Annotated in this window: 1 protein-coding gene; it reads left to right on the forward strand. The window is 73.3% G+C overall.

Going from position 1 to position 6,000, the window contains the following annotated elements; all coding sequences use genetic code 11:
* Positions 1–372 precede the first annotated feature (372 nt).
* Positions 373–5,553 (forward strand): FtsK/SpoIIIE domain-containing protein, encoded by a 5,181-nt coding sequence (locus FVE25_RS55520; RefSeq protein WP_246267683.1) that lies wholly within the window; start codon positions 373–375, stop codon positions 5,551–5,553.
* Positions 5,554–6,000: the final 447 nt, after the last annotated feature.

The following is a 6,000-nucleotide window of genomic DNA, read 5'->3' on the forward strand; positions in this document are numbered from 1 at the left end:
CTGCACTTCACGCCCCCACCGCACCTTCCACACCCTCACGCAACACTCCTGCACCACCCCACACCCCCGACCAGCGCGCCCCCACACCCCACCGTCCGGCACCACCACTCCCGGCCCCGGCACCACCCACGCACTTCCCGCAACCCGCCCGCCTGACCCCACCCCCTTGCCTGACCTCCTCCAGAAGCGGTTCTCCACAGAGTTGTCCACAGGAAGAGCCTCAAGTGCTGGCAAAATCTCCCGCCGTTTTCCACAGACGGCCGGTTATCCACAGGCAGGGCCGATCATGCCCGTGACGTCAATCCGCGGGCCTAACCTCACTTCTGGCGTTACGGTGACGCCGAGGTCCGACCCCCTGCGAGGAGACGGCGCATGCGGATCATGTTCACCGTGCTCGACGAGCACGGCGACCGTGACGTGGTGGTCGAGCTCGACGACAGCGTCACCGTAGCCCGCGTGGCCGAGGCGCTCGGCGACCCGGAGCCGCTGGCCAAGGTGGTCAAGCTGCCCAGGTCCCGGGCCCCCTATGGGATGTCGCCGGCACCGCCGTACCAAGGAAGGGGACGGCCGCGCATCCCCGAGCAGCGCGCCCCCGAGCGGGGTGACGGGCTCGGGCAGGAGGGGCCGACCCTGTGGCGCGAGGGGCGGCCGGTCGACTCGCGGGCGCTGGCCAAGGCGGTGCTGCGCGACGGTGACCGGATCACCCTGAGCCGCCGGCTGGCCCGCGCCACCGTGACCGAGGAGCCGGTGGGCGTGGCCGAGGTGCGGGTGGTGGGCGGTCCGGGGGCGGGGGCGGTGCATCGGCTGAGCCTGGGCGCCCATGTGATCGGTTCTGATGCGATGTGCGCGATAGCCGTACCCGATCCGGTGCTCGCGCCCGAGGCCGCGACGTTGCGCATCACGCCCGAGGCGATCACCGTCGAGCCGGTGCGGCGGGAGCGTCCTGCCGGGCCGCCGCGGCGCAAGATCAAGGGCAGGTACGCCGAGGAGCTCACCGAACTCGCCGAACGGGACGAACGCCGCGAAGCCGACCGCTGGGCCGAGGCTGAGCGTGCCCGGTACGGTGCCCCAGCCGCCGATCTCAGCGCCGCCTGGCCGGGCGGACCGCCCGAGCTGGACGGCAAGCCACTCGCCGACGCCGCCGACTGGCCCGAGCATGCCTTGCTGACCTGCGGTTCCTCGGTGTTCACGCTGACCGCGGTGGAGCCGCGGGACGCGCACCTGGCGCCGGCGGCCGACGGTGGCGTGGCCTACAACCGGCCGCCGCGGCTGCGCCGTCCCGAGCCGGAGCGCAGGTTCGAGCAGCCCGCCAAGCCGCACAAGACGGAGGGGCTGCGCCTGCAGTTGCTGGCCGCGTTCCTGCCCGCGGTGCTCGGGGTGGTGCTGGCGCTGGTGCTGCGCCAGTGGTATTTCCTGCTCATCGCGCTGATGACCCCGCTCATCATGATCGGCCAGTGGTGGAGCGACCGCCGTCACGGCAAGAAGCAGCACCGCCAGGCGCTGCGCGAGTACCAACAGCGCCTGGACGACTACGACCGCGCGGTCGAGCAGGCCCGCGCCGCCGACGAACGCGCCCGCCGCGCCGACGCCCCCGATCCCGCCGAAGTCCTGCTCACGGCGACGGGCCCGCGCAGACGCCTGTGGGAGCGCCGCATCCACGACCCCGACACGCTACGGCTGCGCGTCGGCCTGGCGGACCTGCCCGCGAACTTGGAACTCGTCGAGGAGAGCGGCGGGGCGATCGAGCCGCCGTTGTGCGCGTCCGTCCCGGTGGCTCTGGCGATGCGCCGCCTGGGCGTGGCCGGCGTCACCGGCCCGCGCGACACCGCCACCGCCCTGACCGGCTGGCTGATCGCCCAGGCGGCGACCCTGCACAGCCCGCGCGACCTGGCGGTGGTGGTGCTGTCCGCGCATGCCGACGGCGAGGCGCGCTGGAGCTGGGTGCGCTGGCTGCCCCACTGCGCGCCGCGCGGCGGCGAGGACTGCGTGAGCCTCGTCGGCACCGACCCCGACTCGGCCGCCCACCGCGTCGCCGAGCTGGCCGCCCTGATCGACGAACGCCAGAACACCGCGATCCCCGAACTCGGCAAGGTCCCCACCGGCTGGGACGACCTGGGCGGCCCGGAGCCCCCGGCGTACACGACCTATGACGAGCGCCCCTACGACGTGCTCGTCGTCCTCGACGGCGCCCAGGCGCTGCGCGGCCTGCCCGGTATGCCGCAGGTCCTGCGCCAGGGCCCCCGCGCGGGCGTCTACACCCTCGCCCTCGACGACGACCAGCGCCTGCTCCCCGAGGAGTGCGCGACGGTCGCCGCGTGCGGCGCCGATGGTCTGGTACGGCTGCGCGGAGGCGGCCTGGACGCCATCGGCACGGTCCTGACCGACCAGGTGTCCCCGACCTGGTGCGACCACCTGGCCAGGTCCCTGGCCCCGATCCGCGACGTGAGCAGGGACGACCCGTCCGGCGCGCTCCCCGAGTCGGTCCGCCTGCTCGACCTGATCGGCATGCGCGCCCCGGCCGCCCACGACGTCATGTCCGCCTGGCGCGACCCGGGCTCCACCCGGGCGGTGCTCGGCGTGGGCCCTGACGGCCCGTTCACGATCGACCTGCGCGTGGACGGCCCCCACGGGCTGGTCGCCGGCACCACCGGCGCGGGCAAGTCCGAGCTGCTGCAGTCGCTGATCTGCTCGCTGGCCGTGGCCAACCGTCCCGACCAGCTGTCGTTCGTGCTGATCGACTACAAGGGCGGGGCGGCGTTCAAGGAGTGCGCCCGGCTGCCGCACACGGTCGGCATGGTCAGCGACCTCGACGGCCACCTGACCCAGCGCGCCCTGGACTCCTTGGGCGCCGAGATCAGACGCCGCGAACGCCTTCTCCTGGAGGCCGGGGCCAAGGACCTTGACGATTACACCGAAGCCCGCGACGCCCAGCTCGCCTCGGCCGGAGGCCCTGGCATGGGCGGCCCTTCCCCAGCCACCGGCTCCGGCGCCGACGGGCGGCAGGCAGGCGGCAGCCCTCACGCCGGTGACGCGGCCGCGGGCTCCGGCCCACGAGGTGCTTCCGATCCCCGCCTTGCCCGGTCCTCGCCTGCCGCCGACCCCCGGATGGCCAGGCCGTACACCTCCTCGGTCCATCCGCCGGGCGGTGGCCGCCTTCCCCGGCTGCGTGCCCTGGCCGACCAGCACGACGCCATCGCCGGTCCTGGGGCCCCGGTGCTGCGGGCGGCCGGGCCGGAGCCTGCGTTGCCCGCCTTGCCCAGGCTGGTGTTGATCATCGATGAGTTCGCCGCTCTGGTGGCGGAGTTGCCGGACTTCGTCACCGGCCTCGTGGACATCGCCCGGCGTGGACGCTCGCTCGGCATCCACCTCATCCTGGCCACCCAGCGTCCGGCCGGGGTGGTGACGGCCGACATCCAGGCCAACACCTCGCTCCGGATCGCGCTCCGGGTCACCGAACCCAACGAGTCCGCCGACGTGATCGACATGCCGGACGCCGCCCACATTCCCAAGTCGGCGCCGGGGCGGTGTTACGTGAAGTCCGGGGCGGGGGCGGCGGTAGCCGTACAGACCGGGCGGGTGGGCGGCCGTGCCCGGGACGACGACAGCGGCCGCCGCACCGTCACGGTCGTCGACCTCGACTGGCACACCCTGGGCAAGCCCCTCCCCCGCCCCCCCGAACCCGCCGAAACCTCCCCTGTCACCGACCTCACCCTGCTGGCCGACGCCCTGACCGAGGCCGCCACACTGGCCGGCGTCCCTCATCAGCCCAGCCCGTGGCTCGATCCCCTTCCTGCGCAGCTCGTCCTTCCCCTGCCATCGCCGGGGTCCGGTGCGGGTTCACCTGCCGCCGGGGACGGTTCCGGCTCGGCCTCCAGCACCCTGACCGGCTCCGACGGCTTCGGGCCGGGCGAATCGGAGGACGGGACACACGGGCCGCAGAGTGGGACACGCGGGCCGGAAAGTGAGGCTCGGAGGACGGAAAGTAAGGCTCGGGGGTCGGAAAGTGAGGCTCGGGGGTCGGAAAGTGAGGCTCGGGGGGCGGAGAGTTGGGCAGGGGTTCGGGAGGTGGGGCCGCTGGAGTTCGGGACCACCGATCGGCCGTGGGCGCAGGATCGGCGGCCGTTCGTCCTGGATCTGGTGCACGGCGGGCACCTGCTGATCGCGGGAAGCGCCAGGAGCGGGCGGTCCACGGCGTTGCGTACCATCGCCGGGGCCATCGCGGCGCACACCTCTCCGGCCGACGTACACGTGCATGCCGTCGACTGCGGCTCGGGGACCCTGTTGCCGCTGGTCGCGATGCCGCACTGCGGGGCCGTGGTCACCCGCGACCAGCTGGACCGGGTCGAACGCCTCCTGGCCCGGCTGCGCGCTGAGGTGGGCCGGCGGCAGCAACTGCTGGCCGAGGCGGGGCATTCCTCCCTGGCCGAGTACCGCCGAGCCGGGCATCGCCTGCCCTGGATGGTCCTCATGCTGGACCGGTGGGAGGGCTATGTGGCCGCCTTCGAGGCGTACGACTACGGCCGCCTCACCGAAGCCGTCCTCCAGCTCCTGCGGGAGGGGCCCGCGGTGGGGTTGCGGGCCGTGGTCACCGGTGACCGTTCGAGCCTGCTGGGCCAGATCTCCACGGTGTTCGACGACCGCCTGATCCTGCGCCTGGCCGACCCCTCCGACTACGCCCTGGCCGGCCTGCCCGTCAAACACCTCCCGGCCGTCATGCCGCCCGGCCGCGCCGTGTCCACCGGCGAACACGGCATCGTCGAAACCCAGATCGCCCTCTTGGCCGACGACCCCTCCGGCCAGGCGCAGGTAGCCGCTCTGCAGTCGCTGTCGAGATCCGCGCCGAAGCTCACGTCCGTCCCAGAAGCCCTGCGGCCGCTGCGCGTGGACGCCCTGCCCATGCGCATCACCGCAGACCAGACCATGGCCTTGACTCCGTCGTACACCCCGCCGTCCCCGCTGTGGGCGTTGCTCGGCGCCGGCGGCGACGCCCTGGCTCCCCTGGGCATCGACCTCATGGCCCAGGGGCCGGCCGCGGTGGTAGCGGGCCCACCTCGTTCCGGACGCTCCTCGGCTCTGCTGACCGCCGCCCACTCCCTGATCTCCCGTGGCACCCCGGTCATCGCGATCGTCCCCCGCCGCAGCCCGCTGCGCGACCTGGAGGGCGCGCTGGCCATCCTCGACGGCAACGGCACCGGCCTCTCCGACCTCGTCGCCGGCCTTTCCCAGTACGTCGTCATCGTGGACGACGCCGAACTCATCAACCCCGACGCCCCTCTGGGCATGGCCCTGGACGACATCCTCCGCACCGGCCGGGACGGCGACCACGCCTTGATCATCGCCGGGGCGACCGGCGACCTGGCCACGTCGTACCGCGGTTTCATCGCCGAGGCTCGCAAAGCCAGGACCGGCTTACTGCTGTCCGTCCAGAGCCCCGCCGACGGCGACCTTTTCACGGTACGGCTACCGCGCGGCGCCGTAGGCGGCCCCCCGGGCCGCGGCCTCCTGGTAACCATGGGCACCACCATCCCCATCCAAACCGCCCTCCCTACCTGAGCTGCGCATCCGTGCCGGGATGACCGGGATGACCGGGATGACCGGGGTGACCGGGGTGACCGGGGTGACCGGGGTGACCGGGGTGACCGGGGGCGCTTTCATGGGCTGCACGCCTTCGGCTTCCTTGGCTGCACGCTTTCCGCTTCATGGGCTGAACGCTTCCGCTTCCTTGGCTGCACGCCTTCGGCTCCGGGCTTGGGCAACCTGGGCACACCCGAGCTGCATCGTCGGTCCAAACGGGGGTGATCTGGCGGCTCCGGGGGCTGAACTTCCTCCTTCGGGCGGGAGGGGGTGATCGGGCGCCTCGAGGGCGAAGGCCCATGGCGGGCGGGGCTGGAGTGGGCGGAGGTCTCGGGGTGAGCGGGTTGGGGGTCGGCGCCGGGGTGGACGGAGGCGCGAGGGAAGTGGCTGGCGGACCGGCGTGGGTGGGCGGACCGGCGTGGGTGG

It is taken from the genome of Nonomuraea typhae, from assembly GCF_009760925.1.
Taxonomy (GTDB): domain Bacteria; phylum Actinomycetota; class Actinomycetes; order Streptosporangiales; family Streptosporangiaceae; genus Nonomuraea; species Nonomuraea typhae.

Excerpts from the sequence above, each read along its gene's own strand:
- FVE25_RS55520 (WP_246267683.1), top strand. The coding sequence starts at position 373 with ATGCGGATCATGTTCACCGTGCTCGACGAGCACGGCGACCGTGACGTG.